The organism is Lachnoanaerobaculum sp. MSX33, from assembly GCF_000512995.1.
GTDB lineage: Bacteria > Bacillota > Clostridia > Lachnospirales > Lachnospiraceae > Lachnoanaerobaculum.
On record NZ_AZXX01000086.1, the window covers coordinates 122736 to 141362 of the forward strand.

At 38.2% G+C, this 18627-nt stretch carries 18 protein-coding genes; 6 read left to right on the top strand and 12 right to left on the bottom strand.

Annotation, left to right across the window (positions count from 1 at the left end):
* Nucleotides 1-44 precede the first annotated feature (44 nt).
* From HMPREF1495_RS10690 to HMPREF1495_RS10705, 4 genes are read right to left on the bottom strand one after another with little or no spacing between them, the layout of a single operon-like run.
* The gene (locus HMPREF1495_RS10690) at nt 45-893 is read right to left on the bottom strand and encodes a DNA-3-methyladenine glycosylase family protein (protein ID WP_034214663.1); all 849 of its coding nucleotides are present in this window, start codon (nt 891-893) and stop codon (nt 45-47) included.
* A complete protein-coding gene (locus HMPREF1495_RS10695; RefSeq protein WP_034214665.1) occupies nt 886-1779 on the bottom strand; it encodes an RluA family pseudouridine synthase in 894 nt (297 codons plus the stop codon). The genes HMPREF1495_RS10690 and HMPREF1495_RS10695 overlap by 8 nt, the downstream gene beginning before the upstream one ends.
* Nucleotides 1779-2051: a metal-sensing transcriptional repressor gene (locus HMPREF1495_RS10700; protein WP_034214668.1), complete on the bottom strand. Its 273-nt coding sequence runs from the start codon at nt 2049-2051 to the stop codon at nt 1779-1781. The genes HMPREF1495_RS10695 and HMPREF1495_RS10700 overlap by 1 nt, the downstream gene beginning before the upstream one ends.
* Complete coding sequence (locus HMPREF1495_RS10705; protein ID WP_034214670.1) at nt 2051-4597, bottom strand: heavy metal translocating P-type ATPase; 2547 nt, start codon at nt 4595-4597, stop codon at nt 2051-2053. The genes HMPREF1495_RS10700 and HMPREF1495_RS10705 overlap by 1 nt, the downstream gene beginning before the upstream one ends.
* A 274-nt stretch (nt 4598-4871) precedes the next feature.
* Between HMPREF1495_RS10705 and HMPREF1495_RS10710 the strand changes: the two genes are divergently transcribed.
* From HMPREF1495_RS10710 to HMPREF1495_RS10720, 3 genes are all read left to right on the top strand, one after another.
* Nucleotides 4872-5171: an HU family DNA-binding protein gene (locus HMPREF1495_RS10710; protein WP_255347314.1), complete on the top strand. Its 300-nt coding sequence runs from the start codon at nt 4872-4874 to the stop codon at nt 5169-5171.
* Nucleotides 5171-5410, top strand: a complete 240-nt coding sequence (locus HMPREF1495_RS10715; protein WP_007591079.1) for an RNA-binding S4 domain-containing protein — start codon at nt 5171-5173, stop codon at nt 5408-5410. The genes HMPREF1495_RS10710 and HMPREF1495_RS10715 overlap by 1 nt, the downstream gene beginning before the upstream one ends.
* Before the next feature lie 94 nt (nt 5411-5504).
* On the top strand, nt 5505-6392 hold the full coding sequence (locus HMPREF1495_RS10720; RefSeq protein ID WP_007591077.1) for a class I SAM-dependent methyltransferase: 888 nt from the start codon (nt 5505-5507) through the stop codon (nt 6390-6392).
* 94 nt (nt 6393-6486) lie between these two features.
* On the opposite strand, the gene HMPREF1495_RS10725 is transcribed toward HMPREF1495_RS10720, so the two are convergent.
* The 6 genes from HMPREF1495_RS10725 to HMPREF1495_RS10750 all read right to left on the bottom strand — a co-directional run bounded on the left by HMPREF1495_RS10725 (nt 6487) and on the right by HMPREF1495_RS10750 (nt 14024).
* Nucleotides 6487-7806, bottom strand: a complete 1320-nt coding sequence (locus tag HMPREF1495_RS10725; protein WP_034214672.1) for an HAD-IIIA family hydrolase — start codon at nt 7804-7806, stop codon at nt 6487-6489.
* Nucleotides 7803-8762 carry a carbohydrate kinase family protein gene (locus tag HMPREF1495_RS10730; protein ID WP_034214674.1) on the bottom strand — a complete coding sequence of 320 codons (960 nt, stop codon included), beginning with the start codon at nt 8760-8762 and terminating at the stop codon, nt 7803-7805. The genes HMPREF1495_RS10725 and HMPREF1495_RS10730 overlap by 4 nt, the downstream gene beginning before the upstream one ends.
* 51 nt (nt 8763-8813) lie before the next feature.
* The gene (locus tag HMPREF1495_RS10735; protein WP_034214676.1) at nt 8814-10220 is read right to left on the bottom strand and encodes a sodium-dependent transporter; all 1407 of its coding nucleotides are present in this window, start codon (nt 10218-10220) and stop codon (nt 8814-8816) included.
* Between the two features lie 67 nt (nt 10221-10287).
* Complete coding sequence (gene msrB / locus HMPREF1495_RS10740) at nt 10288-11232, bottom strand: peptide-methionine (R)-S-oxide reductase MsrB (protein WP_034214679.1); 945 nt, start codon at nt 11230-11232, stop codon at nt 10288-10290.
* A 102-nt stretch (nt 11233-11334) separates the two neighbouring features.
* Nucleotides 11335-11727, bottom strand: coding sequence for an RrF2 family transcriptional regulator (locus tag HMPREF1495_RS10745; RefSeq protein ID WP_034214681.1), 393 nt, complete (start codon nt 11725-11727; stop codon nt 11335-11337).
* Nucleotides 11728-11921: 194 nt separating this feature from the next.
* Nucleotides 11922-14024 carry a flavocytochrome c gene (locus tag HMPREF1495_RS10750; protein WP_034214684.1) on the bottom strand — a complete coding sequence of 701 codons (2103 nt, stop codon included), beginning with the start codon at nt 14022-14024 and terminating at the stop codon, nt 11922-11924.
* A 198-nt stretch (nt 14025-14222) separates the two neighbouring features.
* Here HMPREF1495_RS10750 and HMPREF1495_RS10755 point away from each other — a divergent pair, with 198 nt between their 5' ends.
* Entirely contained in the window at nt 14223-15170 is a 948-nt protein-coding gene (locus HMPREF1495_RS10755) for a 3-hydroxyacyl-CoA dehydrogenase (RefSeq protein ID WP_034214686.1), read from the top strand.
* A gap of 49 nt (nt 15171-15219) precedes the next feature.
* Here the strand turns inward: HMPREF1495_RS10755 and sdaAA are convergent, their stop codons facing one another.
* Nucleotides 15220-16089, bottom strand: a complete 870-nt coding sequence (sdaAA, locus tag HMPREF1495_RS10760; RefSeq protein ID WP_007591058.1) for an L-serine ammonia-lyase, iron-sulfur-dependent, subunit alpha — start codon at nt 16087-16089, stop codon at nt 15220-15222.
* A gap of 8 nt (nt 16090-16097) precedes the next feature.
* Nucleotides 16098-16763, bottom strand: coding sequence for an L-serine ammonia-lyase, iron-sulfur-dependent subunit beta (gene sdaAB, locus HMPREF1495_RS10765; protein WP_007591056.1), 666 nt, complete (start codon nt 16761-16763; stop codon nt 16098-16100).
* A 186-nt stretch (nt 16764-16949) separates the two neighbouring features.
* On the opposite strand from sdaAB, the gene HMPREF1495_RS10770 reads away from it, so the two are divergent.
* Nucleotides 16950-17825: a hypothetical protein gene (locus tag HMPREF1495_RS10770; RefSeq protein ID WP_034214689.1), complete on the top strand. Its 876-nt coding sequence runs from the start codon at nt 16950-16952 to the stop codon at nt 17823-17825.
* Nucleotides 17826-17894: 69 nt separating this feature from the next.
* Entirely contained in the window at nt 17895-18524 is a 630-nt protein-coding gene (gene upp, locus HMPREF1495_RS10775; protein WP_007591047.1) for a uracil phosphoribosyltransferase, read from the top strand.
* Nucleotides 18525-18627 lie beyond the last annotated feature (103 nt).

Consider the following 18627-nt stretch of genomic DNA (forward strand, 5'->3'; position numbering starts at 1 on the left):
CTTTTCACCATTTTGATATGGTAATATAATATCAAATTTCTATGCTAATTACTACTATGTTTCACACTTTCTCTGCCATAATAGAAAATATATTGTTGAATAACACCTGCATAGCCTTCATAAAGCTCCAGTGGAAATTCTCCGTCATAGTGCTCATCAATCATTCTCTTTATCCAGACATCTATAGGGAAGGCCGCAATTCTGTGATAACCGAATAATGCCACACAGTTTGCCACCTTTATACCGACTCCCTTTAGACTCATTAAAGCGGCTAAAAGTTCCGTATCGTTAAGCTTTGCAAGTGCCTCAAGTTCTATATCTTTTCTGAATACCGCCTTTGCAGTCGCCTCTATATACGGGCTTCTGTATCCGAGAGAGCAGGCATTTAACTCGTCAATACTTGCGTTTGCTAGAGCCTCAGGGGTTGGAAAGCTGTAAAATTCCGTATCAGGATCAATGTTTTTTATAAAATCCGGAACCTGCATATCTATCTTTTTTCCATAAACCTTTGAAAGCTTTTCAACCGAAGATTTAATAGCCGGTATACTCTTTCTTTGTGAAATAATAAATGATATAAGCATTTCCCATTTATCCTGATTTAATATACGAATTCCATATGAATATTCGGCTGCATTTATTAAAAACAGATCGCTCTTTGGAATATTCTTCTCATACTCTTTATAATCAAGTCTAAGGTCAAAATAATCCAACCAAAAATCATTAAACTCCTCTTCACTGCAAGAGAGTATATATCCGTCTCCGTCCTCTTTTATAAAGAGTAGCCTATCACCTGCCACAAGACTGAATTCATCCTCATAAATATTAAATCTGAATATCTGTCCGCTGTCTGCAATCTTTCTCATATCAAGATGTGGGTATTCTATTCTAAACATAATTCTTTCCTATCTTTTCTTTAAAATCTGCCGGTAAATCACACTCAAGATACATTCTCTCACCTGTTATAGGATGTATGAACTCAAGGCTTTTTGAATGTAGGAGCGGTCTTACAAAGCTTTTACCGCAATCATTTTCATTATACAAATAATCTCCTACAAGCGGTGCACCTATATGGCTCATATGCACACGTATCTGATGTGTTCTGCCTGTTTCGAGTCTAAGCTCTATTAAAGAGTATTTTTCAAATCTTTTCAAGACCTTAAAATGTGTCACAGCCATTTGACCGTCAGAGCTTACTTTTCTCTTTATCAAGGTATCATCTTCTCTGGCTATCGGCAAGTCAATTGTATCTGCATCCGGCAATCTGCCTTCATCTTTTACTATAGCATTATACACCCTTTTTATCTGCCTGTTTTGCATAGCTATATTTAAAATACCCGCACTTAAGAAATGTTTTGCCACTATTGTAAGCCCCGTAGTGTCCTTGTCAAGTCTGTTAATGCATCTGAAAACAAAGTTTTCACCCTTATAATAATGCATCAGAGCATTTGCAAGTGAGTTCTCATAATTATTAAGGCTTGGATGAATCGGCATATCTCCGGCCTTATTTATAACTAAAATATCTTCATCTTCATATTTTATATCAAGCTTGATGTCCACAGGTACTATATTTTCACTTTTTTTATTTTCACATACACGTACAAGAAGCCGGTCATTTACCGCCGGCTTCTGATTCATATAAGCCCAAACTCCATTGAGCATTATACCGTTTTCATATTTTTTAAGATCTATAATATTTGAGGACGAATATCCCTTTGATTTTAAATAATCTTGAATATCCTTATACTCCCCGTCTATTATATAAAGAATTTCTCTTTCCATTATTTCATCATCTTCTTTATCATATTTGACAGCTCAAATATCTTCTCTTTTCTCTCTTCCTCACTGCCTGTAGCTGCCGCATCCAAAATGCAGCCCTCTATATGCGCTTCCAAGATGGTTCGGTTTGTCCTTTCCAAAAGAGCTCTGGTGGCAAGTACCTGATTTGATATATCAATACAGTATCTGTTTTCTTCCACCATCTTTATAATGCCCTCAAGCTGTCCTTTGGCTGTCTTTAGCTGCCTCAAAACAGTCTTAGAATCGGCTCTCATTATACCACCTCATAACCTGCATCTGTGATAGCTTTCCTTACTTTTTCCAAGTCCGTATCGGCACTGTGCTCTATTGTAACATTTTTTGCATCCAAATTCACCTCTGAATTGCTGACACCCTCTACTCCTCTTGTCACTTTCTCCACAGTTGCCTTACAATGCTCACACATCATTCCGTTTACATTAATTACTGTTGTCATATTATTATCCTCTTTTCTTTTATTTTCAATGAGCTCTATCTCATCATTTTCTATATTGTTTTTCTTTATTTCCTTCGGCTTAAAGCCTCTTAGTCTAAGTGCATTACTTACTACACATACACTGCTCATTCCCATTGCGGCCGCTCCGAACATAGGACTGAGCTTCCATCCCATGCTTAAGTAAAATACTCCTGCAGCCAATGGTATTCCGATTGAATTATAAAAGAATGCCCAGAAAAGATTCTGCTTTATATTTCTGATTACAGCCTTACTTAAATCAATTGCTGTAGCCACATCCTTTAATGAGCTGTGCATCAATACTATATCCGCACTCTCTATAGCGATATCGGTACCTGCACCTATGGCAATACCTACATCGGCTCTTGCCAGTGCAGGTGAATCATTGATACCGTCACCGACCATCGCCACCTTGTGACCTGCTTTAATAAGCTCTCTGATATGTTCTTCCTTATCGGTAGGCAAAACCTCGGCAATAACCTTTTTAATGCCTGCTTCCTTTGCAATAGCCATTGCAGTATTTTTATGATCACCGGTAAGTAGTACAACATCAATATTTCTGTTTTTAAGAGCCTGTATAGCTTCCTTACTGTCTTTTTTTATTGTATCCGCAACTGCAATAATTCCAAGCAGTCTGCCGTCTTTCATAAAGTACATCGGTGTCTTACCCTCTGCGGCAAGTTCATTTCCCTTTTTAAATACTTCTGTAAAGTTGTCACTGTTTCCATACTGATCTTTTACAGCCTGCTCATTTCCGGCAATAATTTTTGAACCGTTTACACTTGCAACAATACCTCTTCCGGATATTGCCTGAAACTCTGTAGGTGAAACAATCTCTAAACTCTTTTCCTTAGCCTTTTCTACAATAGCCTCAGCCAAAGGATGCTCCGAAGCACTCTCAACGCCGGCAGCCAGTTTTAAAAATTCATTCTCGTCTATATCAAATGCTAAAATATCTGTAACTACAGGCTTGCCCTCCGTTACGGTACCTGTCTTATCAAGTACTACAGTATCAATACTGTGGGTTGTCTCAAGTGCATCGGCAGATTTAATAAGTATTCCGTTTTCAGCACCCTTTCCTGTGCCGACCATTATGGCTACAGGTGTTGCAAGTCCAAGTGAACATGGACAGGATATAACAAGTACCGCTATAGCACAATTTAGAGCAAATGAGAAATCATATCCAAGTGCCAGCCATACTATAAATGTTACCAGAGCAATTCCCATAACTACAGGCACAAATACTCCTGCCACCCTGTCTGCCATCTTGGCAATAGGTGCTTTTGATGATGAAGCCTCCTCCACCAAAGCAATTATCCTCGATATGGCGGTGTCCTCACCTACCTCTGTGGCCTTTATCCTTACACTTCCGTTTTTATTTATAGTGGCTGCTATAAGCTTATCGCCTTTCTCCTTTTGTACAGGTATACTCTCACCTGTAATGGCACTCTCATCCACACTTGTACTGCCCTCAATTATCATTCCGTCTACCGGAATGCTCTCACCCGGACGTACTATTACAATATCTCCCACTACAACATCTTCTGTAAGTATGTTCTCCTCTACACCGTCACGAAGCACATTTGCCCTCTTCGGTGATAAATCTATAAGCTTTGATATTGCATCCGTTGTTCTTGCTTTTGAACCTGTTTCAAAGAATTTTCCTAAAGTAATAAGAGTCAAGATCATGGACACGGACTCAAAATAAAGATTCATTCTGTATTCCGTCACTGTATGCATATCGGAATTATTAAGTGCATAACCCATTACATATATTGCAATTACACCATATGTAAATGCGGCACCTGAACCCACCGCAATAAGTGTATCCATATTCGGTGAAAGATGGAAAAGCGATTTAAATCCGCTTATATAATACTTTCTGTTTACATACATTACAGGCAGTACTAAAAGAAGCTGTGTCAGAGCAAAACCTACCGGATTACCCTCACCTGATAAGAATTTCGGAAGCGGCAATCCTATCATGCTTCCCATACTGAAATACATTAAAATAACCAAAAATACTATGGACACCTTCAGCCTGAACTTCATAGAGGCTATTGCATCATCATTGGTCTTTTTTAAACTTTTCTCTTCTTTTTTTTGTTTGCTGTCTGTAGCCAAAGATGCTCCGTATCCTGCATCCGCTATATTTTTTATTATATCATTTGAACTGAGCTTATCTTCCTTATATTCCACCTGCATGGAATTTGTCAAAAGATTTACCGAGACATTCTCCACACCTTCAAGCTTACCTACCACTCTCTCCACTTTGGCGGAGCAGGCGGCACAGCTCATTCCGGTAATATTATATTTTTCCTTTGCCATATTTTTCCTTTCTACAACATATTACACCCCCACTGGGTATTAGTATAGTACATCATTCTTTTCCTCTTTGTCAACTAAAAATATACTTTTTCTTAAATAAAATGACTTTATAGAGAAAAAACCCTTACAAAATGGCTTTTTTGCCTTATTCTTCTTGACAAATCAGCCTAAACAGACTATATAAATTATGTTATGAGTGGTATCATATCTCATAATGATTCTATATTGCCGACTGAATCCGGCAGTAATATTTTAGTATAATGTTTAGAACATTATTTTTAGGAGGAAGAAAATGAATAGAACAGAGTTAATCGATGCTATTGCTAAGAAGATGGATAATTCCGTTACAAAGAAGGACCTTGAGGCTACACTTAAGTCTTTTGTAGAAGTTGTTACAGAAGAGCTTGCCAAGAAGGAAAAGATCCAGCTTGTTGGCTTCGGTACATTTGAGACATCTGTAAGACCTGCAAGAGAAGGAAGAAACCCAAGAACAGGCGAGACAATGAAGATCGCTGAGAGCGTAGTTCCAAAGTTCAAGCCGGGTAAGGCACTAAAGGATGCTGTTAATAAATAATGCGTATTGACAAGTTTTTAAAGGTTTCACGAGTAATCAAAAGACGCACAATAGCCAATGAAGCATGTGATGCCGGAAGAGTTCTTATCAATGATAAGGTCGTAAAAGCATCTGCTGAAGTAAAAGTAGGGGATATTGTAGAAGTATTATTCGGTGGCAAGTCTGTAAAATTTGAGGTACTTTCCCTAAAGGAAACCACCAAAAAAGATGAGGCACAGGAATTATTTAAATATCTTTAGTAAATAGCCGGTTTAACCGGTACAGACAATGCCGTATTAGGTTGTGAATACAACCAAGCGGCATTTTTTATAATAAAAAACAGAGAGAAAAATTATGTGGATTGCAGATAATTGGAAGGACTATGAAATACTGGATACTTCAAACGGTGAAAAGCTTGAAAGATGGGGAGATTATATACTGGTAAGACCCGATCCTCAAGTACTCTGGAATACGGAGCATAAAAATCCTGCATGGAAGAAAAAAAACGGACACTACCACAGAAGTAAGGCCGGCGGTGGACATTGGGAATTTTTTAATCTTCCTGACACCTGGAGTATTGATTATGAACTGCCTTCATCAAAAATAACATTTAATCTAAAACCTTTTACATTCAAACATACAGGTGTATTCCCTGAACAGGCTACAAACTGGGATTTCAGTTATAATAAAATAAAAGAAGCTACAGATAAAAACCGTGAAATCAAAGTGCTTAACCTTTTTGCATATACTGGTGGTGCTACTCTGGCCGCAGCCGCTGCAGGTGCCAATGTAACACATGTAGATGCCAGCAAGGGAATGGTAGGCTGGGCAAAGGAAAATATGGTAAGCTCAGGGCTTTCCAATGCTCATATAAGATGGCTTGTGGATGATTGTATAAAATTTGTACAAAGAGAAATAAGACGTGGAAATACCTATGATGCCATAATAATGGATCCGCCTTCATACGGAAGAGGCCCTAAGGGTGAGATATGGAAAATAGAAGACTCCATATATGAATTTATAAAGCTGACAACACAGTTGCTTAGCAAAGAACCGCTCTTCTTCCTTATCAACTCATATACCACAGGTCTTGCCCCCGGTGTACTGACCTATATGATGAAGAAGTCTTTGGAAGAAAATAAGCTTCCTGCAGCAAGCATAGAAGCTATGGAAATAGGTTTACCTGTAAATAAATCGGACTTCATCCTGCCATGCGGTGCAAGCGCAAGATGTACTTGGTAGAAAAAACTTTAGAGGCTGTATTTTACAATCATTTGCAGTTGTTTTTAGACTGCTGCAACAATTGTAAAATTACCGGCCTCTTTTTTTAATATTCTTATCTGAAATCTTTAATTATCTTCTCCACCGCATCAAAGAGATTTTTTGCCTCAATATCGCAGTTTCTGTCGTATTTGTCGTCATTTCCTGCAAAACCTGTATCTACAAGCACGGATTTTACTCCGGCATTTCTTGCCGTCTCAAGATCCATTGTGGAGTCTCCCACCATATATGACTTTGAAAGATCAATATTGTATTTCTTTACCGCCTCGTCAATCATACCGGTCTTCGGCTTTCTGCATTCACAGTCAAATTTAAGTTCAGGCACTTCACCCTCAAATCCCTTATCAGGATGATGTGGACAATAGAAAATATCATCTACAAAAGCTCCCTTTTCACCAAGAATAGTCTTCAGCTTATTGTGAATATTGTGAAGTTCTTCAAAAGAACACTCGCCTCTTGCAATAACGGGTTGATTTGTTATAACTATTGCCAGTGCACCGCTCTTATTTATTGCCTTTATAGCCTCAATGCTTCCCGGGATCAGTTCAAGGTCATCAGCTTTTGATATAAATCCCTTTGAAACATTTATAGTACCGTCTCTGTCAATAAATATCGCTCTTTGCTTATTCTTTAAATTCTTTGACTGAATAAGTCCGCTCTTTAGCTCCTCTACCGTAGCATTTATTCTGTCCACAGTACCTACATCCTTCACATACTCAGGTGTATGATATGCATAAATATTTGCTCCTAGTTTAACCTGATTTGCAAGTATATCCTTTTCAAAATCTGTCTTTACAGGTTCTTTTACCAAGTCAAGCAGTTTTCTGTTTATTATATACATTCCTGCATTGACCATGTTGTCATACCAGTAATCTCTTACATTATGCTTTGAATCAAATCCTATAACTCTTCCTTTATCATCCATCCGGATAAGATCAGAGTCATACGGATGTCCGTTTGGATGTGCGAGAAGCGTAGTCAGAGCTGAATTTTTGAAATGAAAATCTTCCATTCTGTCAAAGTCCATATCAAAGAAAACATCTCCGAAAACAAGCATGAAATCCTTAGCATCTATCTTATCTTTTAAATAATAAAATGCTCCTGCAGTACCAAGCGGTTCCTTTTCAAAAATATAGTCAATCTCAACACCGAAGTTTTTTCCGTCTTTAAAGTGATCTACAATTTTTTCACCCAAATGTCCTACAATCATTACTATCTTTTTGATACCATATGATTTTAACTTCCCTACCTGATATTCAAGTAAAGGCTTGCCGTCCACAGGTACCATGGGCTTGGGTATTTCATCATTAGTTATACTACGAAGTCTGCTGCCCTTTCCGCCTGCCATTATAACTGCCACATCGATATTTTTCATTTCTTTAACCTCTCTAAAGTTTCATCAAGTGAAGGTATACTTACAATTCCGCCTCTTTTTTCCACACAAAGACTTGCTACAGCATTTCCAAATCTTGCAATATCATACATCTGTTTTGAAGTTATATTATCAAGATCCATATTTTCACTTAAAAATCTTGCAAGCAAACCTCCCCAGAAGGAATCTCCTGCACCTGTAGTATCCACAACATTACTCTTAAATCCCGGTACTTCCACATATCCCGCTTTTGAAACGACCAATGCACCCTTTTCTCCAAGAGTAACCACAGCGAGTTTTCTTCCTCTTTCCACCAAATACTTGCCTGCTTCAAGCGGTTCTTTGTATGGTGTAAGAAGAGATGTTTCTTCATCCGATATTTTCATAATATCAGCAAACTCCGACATCAATCTCATCATTTCCATGGCCTTATCCACACTGTCCCAAAGCGGCTCACGGTAATTGGGGTCATAGGATATAATTGCTCCCGCTTCCTTAGCAAGCTTAACCGCCTCAAATGTAGCACTTCTTGAAGGCTCATCTGTAAGAGAAAGTGAACCCACATGAAATACTTTTGTATCTGAGAGAATATCTTTATTTATCTCATCTATAGTGAGTCTTGTATCCGCTCCCGGCTTTCTTGCAAATGAGAAGGCTCTCTCTCCTGTTATTGAGAGACTTACAAAAGCCAAGGTTGTAAATACCGAAGGGTCGGTAATCAATCCGCTTGTATCAATAGGGACACTGTCAAGTACACTTCTTAAAAAGTCTCCATGCATGTCGGCACCTATCTTACCTATAAACGCTGTTTTTAATCCGACTCTGGATACGGCGGTCAGCATATTTGCCGGTGCTCCTCCCGGATTTTGCTCAAAAAGTCTCATGCCTGCCGGTGAAAGTCCTGCAGGTGTAAAATCAATCAATAATTCTCCTAATGCAACTACATCCAATTTTTTCATTGAAAACTCCATTCTTTGTAAAGTCAAATATGAGCATATACTAAGCCGATTTTACAGGCTGATAAATCCCAATGTATTTAATATAGCACTCACCAATATTACAATTAAAAATATCGGTGCAAATACCATCATTACTATATTATAAAGCTTTTTTCTCTTAAATGCTGAAGAATATGAAATTTCATCATCAATTTTCTTTAATGTAATCACTTTTACCACCAAATAGCAGGTGGCAAGTGCCGCTATAGGCATCATAATAGAGTTTGTAAGGAAATCAAGGAAGTCAAGTATAGGCATCTTAAATATCAAAACAAAATCCCATATACCGTATCCTGCCGCAGATGAACCTCCGACAAATACCATTATCACAGCCATTAAAATTATAGATTTATTTCTGCTTAAATTAAGCTCATCACAAAAAGTGGAAATACTGGTTTCCACAAGTGATATGGCACTTGTAAGTGCAGCCAAAAGTACAAGCAGGAAAAATCCTATACCTGCAATGCGTCCTGCTCCCATGCTTTCAAAAACCTTCGGCAAGGTAATGAACATAAGTGAAGGTCCGGCCTTAAGCTTTGCAGGGTCACCGCCCGAGAATGCAAATACCGCGGGGATAACCATAAGTCCTGCCAAAACAGCCACACCCGTATCCACAAGCTCCACTCTTGAAGTAGATATCTCCACATCGACATCTCTTGTCAAATATGAACCATAGGTGTACAAAATACCCATAGCAATGGACAGAGAATAAAACATCTGTCCAAGTGCCGCAACCACCGTCATCAAAGAAAAGTTACTGAAGTTCGGAACAAAGAAATATTTCACTCCGGCCATAGCTCCGGGTCTTGTAACCGAATAAGCCGCAACAATAATTGCAAGTATGATAAGCATTGGCATCATTATTTTTGACACTCTTTCAATTCCCTGCTCCACACCTCCAAGTATTACCACAAAAGTAGCTACCGCAAATATAATAAACCAGAAAAATACTATCTTTGTATCCCCTATAAAGCTGCCGAAATACCCTTCACTTGCAAGCCCCGATACATTTCCCTTTATATACTCTACCAGATATTTTACTACCCAACCTCCTATTACACTGTAATAAGGCACAATAAGTACAGGTACTATCGCATTTATAAATCCGCCCACCTTAAGTATCTTGCTATTTCCAAACTGATTGAATGCACCTATTGCACTTCTCTTTGTCATTCTGCCTATGGTAGTCTCGGACATAATCATTGCATATCCGAACGTAAGAGTAAGTAAAAGGTAGGTCAATAAAAACATACCTCCACCGTACTTTGCCGCAAGATATGGAAATCTCCAAATATTACCAAGTCCTACCGCAGAGCCTGCCACTGCCAAGATATATCCAAGGCCTCCTGAAAAATTAGCTCTCTTTTCATTTGTCTTTTCAAGTTTCGTCTCTTCACCGTATTTAAAATTGTCAGTCATATTCATCCCCTTTATTTTTCTTTGTTTAGACTAACATTTTAAATGCTTTTTTACAAGGACAATTTACTTAAGAAACGTACTCTATCAGATAACCGTACCCCTCTTCTTCCATTTTATCCAAAGGAATAAATCTAAGTGCCGCAGAATTAATGCAATATCTTAATCCACCAAGCTCACTTGGTCCGTCATTAAACACATGCCCAAGATGAATATCGGCGTTAGAGCTTCTTACCTCAATCCTTCTTCTTCCAAGGCTTAAATCCTCTTTGTAATGTACCAAATCCTTTTGTATAGGCTTTGAAAAACTTGGCCAACCACAACCTGACTCAAACTTATCTGTAGAAAAGAATAAAGGCTCACCTGATGTAATATCCACATATATGCCTTTTTCAAAATTTGAGTTAAATTCATTATCAAAAGGTCTCTCTGTGGCCGCATTCATAGTTACATCATATTGTAGAGCGCTAAGTCTGTTTTTTAAAACCTCATCATCATCCTTTTTATATTCTTCAGACCTCACTATAGGCTCATTTGCCCACTCAAGATTAATATGACAATAGCCATTAGGATTTTTATCAAGGTAATCTTGATGGTACTCTTCCGCAGTATAAAAGTTTTCAATCGGCAATACTTCTACCGCAATTTTTTCTACATACTTTCTTTGCTCTCTCTCAATTGCCTCATTTATTGCCGGTAACTGAGCTTCATCTGTATAATAAATACCTGTTCTGTACTGTGTTCCCACATCATTTCCCTGTTTGTTTACGCTGATAGGATCTATTATTCTAAAATAATAAATAAGTAAGTCCTCGAGGCTTAATACACTCTCATCATAATCAATCAAAACCGCTTCCGCATGTCCTGTATTGTGTCTGCAAACCTCCTCATAGCTTGGATTTTCCGTGTTTCCGTTTGCATAGCCGCAAGTCGTATCCACCACACCTTTAATTCTTTTAAAATATCCTTCAACACCCCAAAAGCAACCGCCTGCAAGATATATTCTATTTATCATAATCTGCCTCCTTAAAATTTTAACTTATAAAAATATTATAGCACTTTAAAGCTTTTTAACAATTAGATTTTTTGCAATCCTTCGCAAATAAAAAGGATAAACCTATAAAAGTTTATCCAAGGTGGTTTTCTGTAATTCTCTGTTCAATGCGCTTTGTATTCTTGTAAACTCTTTGTTCAACATACATTCTCCGCATCTGTTATTGATACAATCAAAGCCTTCTCTTATACATTCCGCAATACTCATGTCCTCGCCTAATGCAATGCATATATCAAATAATGTGGTATCTGAAAGGTCGCATTTTAAATAGTATCCGCCGTTGACTCCTCTCATACTTCCAATCAATTTCGATTTCAACAGACTGTTTAAAACTTTATATGTAATAGCTTGTGGTAAATGTTCTTTTTTAGCCACCTCAGTTGCCGAAACTTTTGTCCCCTCTTTTAATGCTCTAATAATTCTTACAGCATAGTCCATTTCCCTGGTTATTAACAATTTGTCCCCCTAAATGCTTACTCTGTCTTTGTAGCACACTATAGTTGCTTAACATATAAATATTAGCATAAAGTACCTATTTTATCTATGTTAATTTATGATTTTTTTTTGGATGATTTTAACATAATTTATACCGACAGATTTTATTTATAAAAAGCCGATATCAAAAAGACATCGGCTTTTTTATATATTTTCTACTGCAATGTAGCATTCTTTATAGCGTCACTTACACCCTTTGAGGTAATAGATGCTCCGGATATGCTGTCAACCTTAAACTCACCGCTTGACTGCATTTTTCTCTTTATTTTCTCCATAGCCTTTCCTCCTATTTCGGCGGTTTCCTTTCCTCCGCTTATAGAAAGATCGTTTACTATACCGTTTTTAACGGTAAATGTGACTTCCACATCTCCGCCAAATCCCTTTGCGCTTCCTTTATAAGAACCGTCTTTAAGATCTGTCTTTATATCCTGTGGAACAAAGTTTGCATCTTCGTTTTCTACAACTATGGTTCTTTCGGTATTTCCGCCGTTTGCAAGTACATATCCGTTTGCATTATCACCTGAAATACGTCCGAATACCACTATATCCGCCACGGCATTTCCACCCAATCTGTTGGCTCCGTGTACTCCGCCTACCACTTCACCGGCAGCGTAAAGTCCCGGGATAGCACTTCCGTCTTCTTTTAAAACCTGAGTTTCAGTGTTTATCTTTACACCGCCCATTGTATGATGGATAGCAGGTTTCGCAAGTCCTGCAAAGTAAGGTGCCTTTGTAAGAGGTACTTCCATACTCTTTCTTCCGAATTCACTGTCCTCACCTGCTTCCTGCATTGAGGCGTACTTATTCATGGTAGCTACAAGATTCTCTTTGTTAATACCTGTTTTTTCAGCAAGTTCTTCTATTGTATTTGCTTCTACAATAATTCCCTCATTTATATATTTTTCTATAGCACTGAGTGATTCTCTTACCGCCGTATCAAAAACGAGCCAGCTCTCTTCATTTGGCTGCTTAAGTATTGCTGCGGAAACAACATCTCTTGTCTCAAGTTCGTTTACAAAACGATTTCCGTCGTCATTTACAAGTATAGCACCGTTACCGCGAACACCCTCTGTATACATTGTTGCGGTATTCGGATTTACGGTAGGATGAGTTTGAATCTGCTCGATATCTGTAAGTCCGGCTCCCAATTCAAGTGCCATTTCTATACCGTCACCTGTAGCTCCTGAATGGTTCGTTGTAATAAATCCTGCAAGCTGTGGTGCATATTTTACCACCATATCGGGATTTGCTCCGAAACCTCCTGTAGCAAGTATGACAGCCTTGGTATTTATAACAAACTCTCCGTTTTCATCTTCGGCTTCCACCCCTGTTATCTTACCGTCCTTATCGGCAATTATCTTTGTAGCCTTGGTTTCAAGTAAAACAGGAATTCCAAGTTCATCAAGCTTTGCGTTTAAGGTCTTTACAAGCATAGGTCCTACCGCAGATGTATCACTTGGTCTGTGTATTCTCTTTACACTTGCTCCGCCGAACTGAGCAACTACAGAAAGATCTCCGCCGATTTCATTTACCCAGTCAACTGCTGCAGCCGAATTTTGTACCAATGTTCTTACAAGATCGGGGTCGTTTAAATTCTTTCCGCCCTTCATTGTATCTTCATAGAACAAATCATTGCTGTCCTCTATACCGTCTCTTTTTTGATACTGAGTTTCAGAAGCGTTCAAACCGCCTGTAGCCCTTACGGTGTTACCGCCTGTAAAAGGCATCTTCTCCAAAATAACTACATTTGTAGCGCCTTTTTGTGCCGCTTCTATCGCCGCACTCATTCCTGCACCGCCTGCACCTATTACTACAATATCTGCAGACTTTACTTCCATATTTTCTTTAACTTCTTTACCTCGAGCTTTCAGTAAAGCCTTTTTCAACGCTCTTTTCAAAGCTGTGGAAGTGACTGTTGCACCGCTTACAGAGTTAATCTCGGTATCAAGCGCTGTTTTCATCTGTGCATTGAGTTTTTCAACAGCAGCTCCTCCTATATCCGGAGTTTCCTTAGACCCTTCAAATGAAATATTTTCTATTCCGTTATCTCCGACTGTTACTATGGCTTTTACCTTGCCACCAAATCCCTTTTCCGTAGCGGAATATGTACCGGCAATATATTTGATATTATCTTTTATAGTCTTTCTGATACCATCAGTAACCGGAAAAGCTATTATAATAGTAATAACAGCGGCCAAAATCATTAAACAGAGCCCTAAAGTGTTACCACTGTTTCGTTTTTTCGGTTGCTTACCCATTTAAAACCTCCTTAAACCTCTTACAATTTACCGGTACATTATATACTATATTTTCATAAAGTTAAAGTTTAAAACTTTAACAGTACGGTAAAATATATTCCCAAAATTATATAAAAGTGTTATAATGTATTTTATACAATTAAATATTGTACATTTACAATAATCTTTGTCCTTTATATAGGATATTAAGGAGGTAATATGAAAAATATAACAGTTGCAGGCGGTGGCGTACTTGGCTCACAGATAGCTTTTCAATCAGCTTTTTGCGGTTTCAATGTAAAGATTTGGCTCAGAAGTGAAGAGTCTATAGGAAGAACAAAGCCGAAATTGGATAGATTATATAATATTTACAAGAGTACATTAAGTGAGGCAAAGAAAAGTATTGGTTCGGGGGTCTCATTGCCGAGAGGACTTGCTCCTGATTCCGGATCACTTACGGAATCGGATATAGATAAGCTTCTGGAATCTACAGAAAAAGCCTACAAAGAAATAATTCTTACCACAAGTTTTGAAGAGGCTTGTAAGGATACAGACCTTGTAATTGAAAGTATGGCTGAAAATCCTGAAGCAAAGAAGGAATTTTATAAGGCTTTGGATCCACATCTTGAGGAAAAGACAATAGTCGCTACAAACTCTTCAAGTATGATTCCAAGCCAATTCCGTGATTGTCTTAGCAGGCCCGAAAAATATCTGGCAATTCACTTTGCAAACAATATATGGATAAGCAATACTGCCGAGATTATGGGGCATGACGGTACAGACAAGGATGCATATGAGGCTGTAGCAAAATTTGCATCGGATATTAAAATGATTCCGCTTCGACTTACTAAAGAACAACCCGGATATATACTAAATTCCATGCTGATACCTTTCTTAAATGCAGGACAGATGCTGCTTGCAAAGGAAGTCGCAGATCCTGCTACCATTGATCTTACATGGAGACTGGGCACAGGATCACCCTACGGTCCTTTCCAGATTCTTGATATAATTGGTTTAAATACAGCCCTTAATGTAGTATCAAACGATCCACTTTCAAATGATCCAAGTACTGTTCAAGGTAAAATAAAAGCTGTTCTTGAAAAATATATTTCAGAAGGTAAAACAGGTATAAATGCCGGTGAAGGATTCTATAAATATAATAAATAATTAAAATAAGCGATTACCCGATATGTAGTTATATCGGGTAATCGCATTTTTAGCTACAACCTCCGCAGGCATCACACGCGCTTTTTGTCACCGCACATCCTCCAAGCGCCGTTTCTCTAAGTTCCACCGGCATTCTCTTGCCTACTTTATACATTGTATCAAGCATTTCATCAAAAGGTATAAGCTGTTTTATTCCCGCCATTGTCAGCTCTGCAGCCACCAAGGCATTTGCCACTCCTGAAGCATTCCTGTTTTGGCATGGATATTCTACAAGACCCCCTACAGGGTCGCATACCAATCCCAGCATATTCATAAGCACTGTTGATGATGCATCCAAACATTGAGAAGGACTTCCTCCCATCAGTTCAACCGCACCTGCAGCCGCCATGGCTGCCGCCACTCCCATCTCCGCCTGACAACCGCCTACAGCTCCGGCTACAGTAGCGTTTCTCATGGCAAGATATCCTATTGCCCCCGCCGTAAATAATGCATCTATTATTTTCTCATCCGGAAATGAATATACATCCTGCATTGCCAGCAACAGTCCCGGTACCACACCTGATGAACCGGCTGTAGGAGCCGCAACTATAAGCCCCATGGAGGCATTGCACTCCAAAACGGCCATTGCATACATTATTGCCTTTGAAAGTACCGGGCCACCCATATTTTTCTCCTGCTTTTGATATTCGCTAAGCTTTTTTGCCTCACCTCCTATAAGTCCTCCCATTGATTTTATGGGTGTATTTATAGGTAATGTTGAAGAGTCTCTCATAATCTCAAGAACTCTTTTCATCTTGTTTATTATTTCTTCTTTTGAACTTGTACTCTCGTCACATTCCCTTATTTTCATTATCTCGGCAATCGACATGTTTTTCTTATCACAAAGTTCCAAAAGTTCTTTTGCATTAATAAAATCCATAATCTCTCCTATTGAACTATCCTTACCTGTGATATATGTTCATTTTTATACAGTCCCGGTTTTATATCGGGAGGTATCATTTCATCCGATTCTATAATAGTATATGCCTTATTTCCCTTTGACTCTCTGTAAAGCTTCATAAATGCAATATTTATATTATGCTCACTTAAAATCTTACTGATATATGCTATAACTCCCGGCCTGTCACGATGTACCAAAATTATGGCACTGTACTCACCTGAAAAGTCGATATCTACCTGATCTATCTTTACTATTCTTACCTTTCCGCCACCAAGTGATTCACCTCTGACTGTAACCTTTCTGCCGTCTTCATCCTCCATACATACATCAACCGTATTCGGATGAATCTCGGTAAGATCACTGTTTGGCGTAAATTTATACTCTATTCCTCTCTCGGCGGCAATACTGAATGAATCACGTATTCTTACATCATCCGTACCAAATCCCATAAGTCCGCCAAGTAATGCTCTGTCCGTACCATGTCCTTTGTAAGTCTTTGCAAAGGAGCCGTAGAGTATAAACTCTACCTTTTTGGGATTTCCTCCTATCATTTTTCTTGCCAAGAATGCAATTACACATGCTCCTGCCGTATGTGAACTTGAAGGCCCTATCATATTCGGCCCAAGCACATCAAAAACACTGATAAATGCCATATTATCTCCCCAAAATTAAATTTTGTTCTACTCATTCGCATTATTTTAACATATTTAAAATTGAAAGCAAACATATTATAAAAACTATAAGGTCGGTATTTTTTAAAATCTAATTTATAATTAAGATTTCTTTTTTCTGTTTTCATGTATAATGTACTTAAAGAAATCAAATCATATGGAGGTAAAATGAAGAAACTATTATTATATTTAACAATTCTTGCATTGCCTGTGATAAGTGCAGGATGCAAAAGTAAGGATACTTCAGATTTGAAAAGTATTATGACTACAGAAGCTAACGGTGCCATGTCACCTACTACTACCGCTGCCGAGGGTGCTAACAGTGCTATGTCACTGACCACCATTGCACCTACAAGTGACAGTAAAGAGTCTACCTCTTTGGCTGAGACAAAATCCGGTAAAACAACTACCGCTGATAAAAAATCATCATCAAAATCAAGCGTTACCGAAAATGCACAGAGCTATTCCAAGGATAAATCAAAAATCTCCTATCCTAAACTTAGCGGAATTGACTCTAAAATAGAATCATCAGTTAATAAAACTATTTCAGATAATGCAAGACTTGCTTTGGATTCATTTACTTCAAATGCCGGTTCAACTGCAGAATTAAAGTATAATGTAAAAAATCAAAGCAGAAACAGAATGAGCATAGTTTACACCGGAACGCTTAAAGCAGGAAATGAAAGTAAAAAGATTATTTTTACAAATAATATAAATCTTGATACAGGTGAAAGTATCGGACTTACTGATTTTGCCGATCCGCTTACCATTGCAAACTATATACTCTCAGATGATGTTGAACTTGAAAATGCTACAAACTCGCAGGCAGCCGGCTTTACGGAATACAAAAAGAATTTAACTGTGGACACTCTAAAAGCTTTACTTGAAGATGCGGATTTTCCTCTTATAAAGAAAAATGATGTGAATGAAGGTTTTCCGAAGCTTTTCTCTTATGAATCAGGCGGTGATATTTTTATCTCCATACCTCTTTCTCATGAGCTTGGTGACTATGTACTTGTAAAATATTCTCCAAGCACTAAATAATTTTTTCTATGTACTTATGTATTTATTTGCTCTATAATAAGGGAAGCAAATTTTAGATTGAGGTGTAAAATGTCAAAAGTTTATATTAATAAGCATCCGTTGGTTCAACACAAAATATCAATTCTTCGTGATAAGAACACAGGAACCAATGAATTCAGATCTCTTGTAGGTGAAATTGCAATGTTGATGGGATATGAAGCCTTAAACGACCTTCCTACAGAAGAAGTTGAAGTAGAAACTCCACTTGAAAAATGTATGACTGAAATGATTTCAGGTAGAAAAATGGCAATAGTACCTATACTTAGAGCAGGACTCGGTATGGTTGACGGTATATTACAGCTTGTGCCGGCATCAAAAGTAGGACATATAGGACTTTACAGAGATGAAGAAACTCATACACCTGTAGAATATTATTGTAAACTGCCAAGTCCTATTGAGGAGAGAATAATAGTGGTTACAGATCCTATGCTTGCAACAGGTGGTTCCGCTATAGATGCTATATCTCAGATCAAAAAGCATGGCGGTAAGAAAATAAAATTCATGTGTATTATAGCCGCACCTGAAGGACTTAAAGCTCTTGAAGAGGCTCATCCTGATGTACAGATTTATGTCGGTCATCTTGACAGGCAGCTTAATTCAGACGCTTATATTTGCCCGGGACTTGGAGATGCCGGCGACAGAATATTCGGAACAAAATAAATAACAGCAATAAATTATTCCGGCCACCTTCTGGTGGCTGTTTTATAAAAACAGAGGAGCCACACTTTCGTGTGACTCCCCTTTTTTATTTCGGACTGAGAAT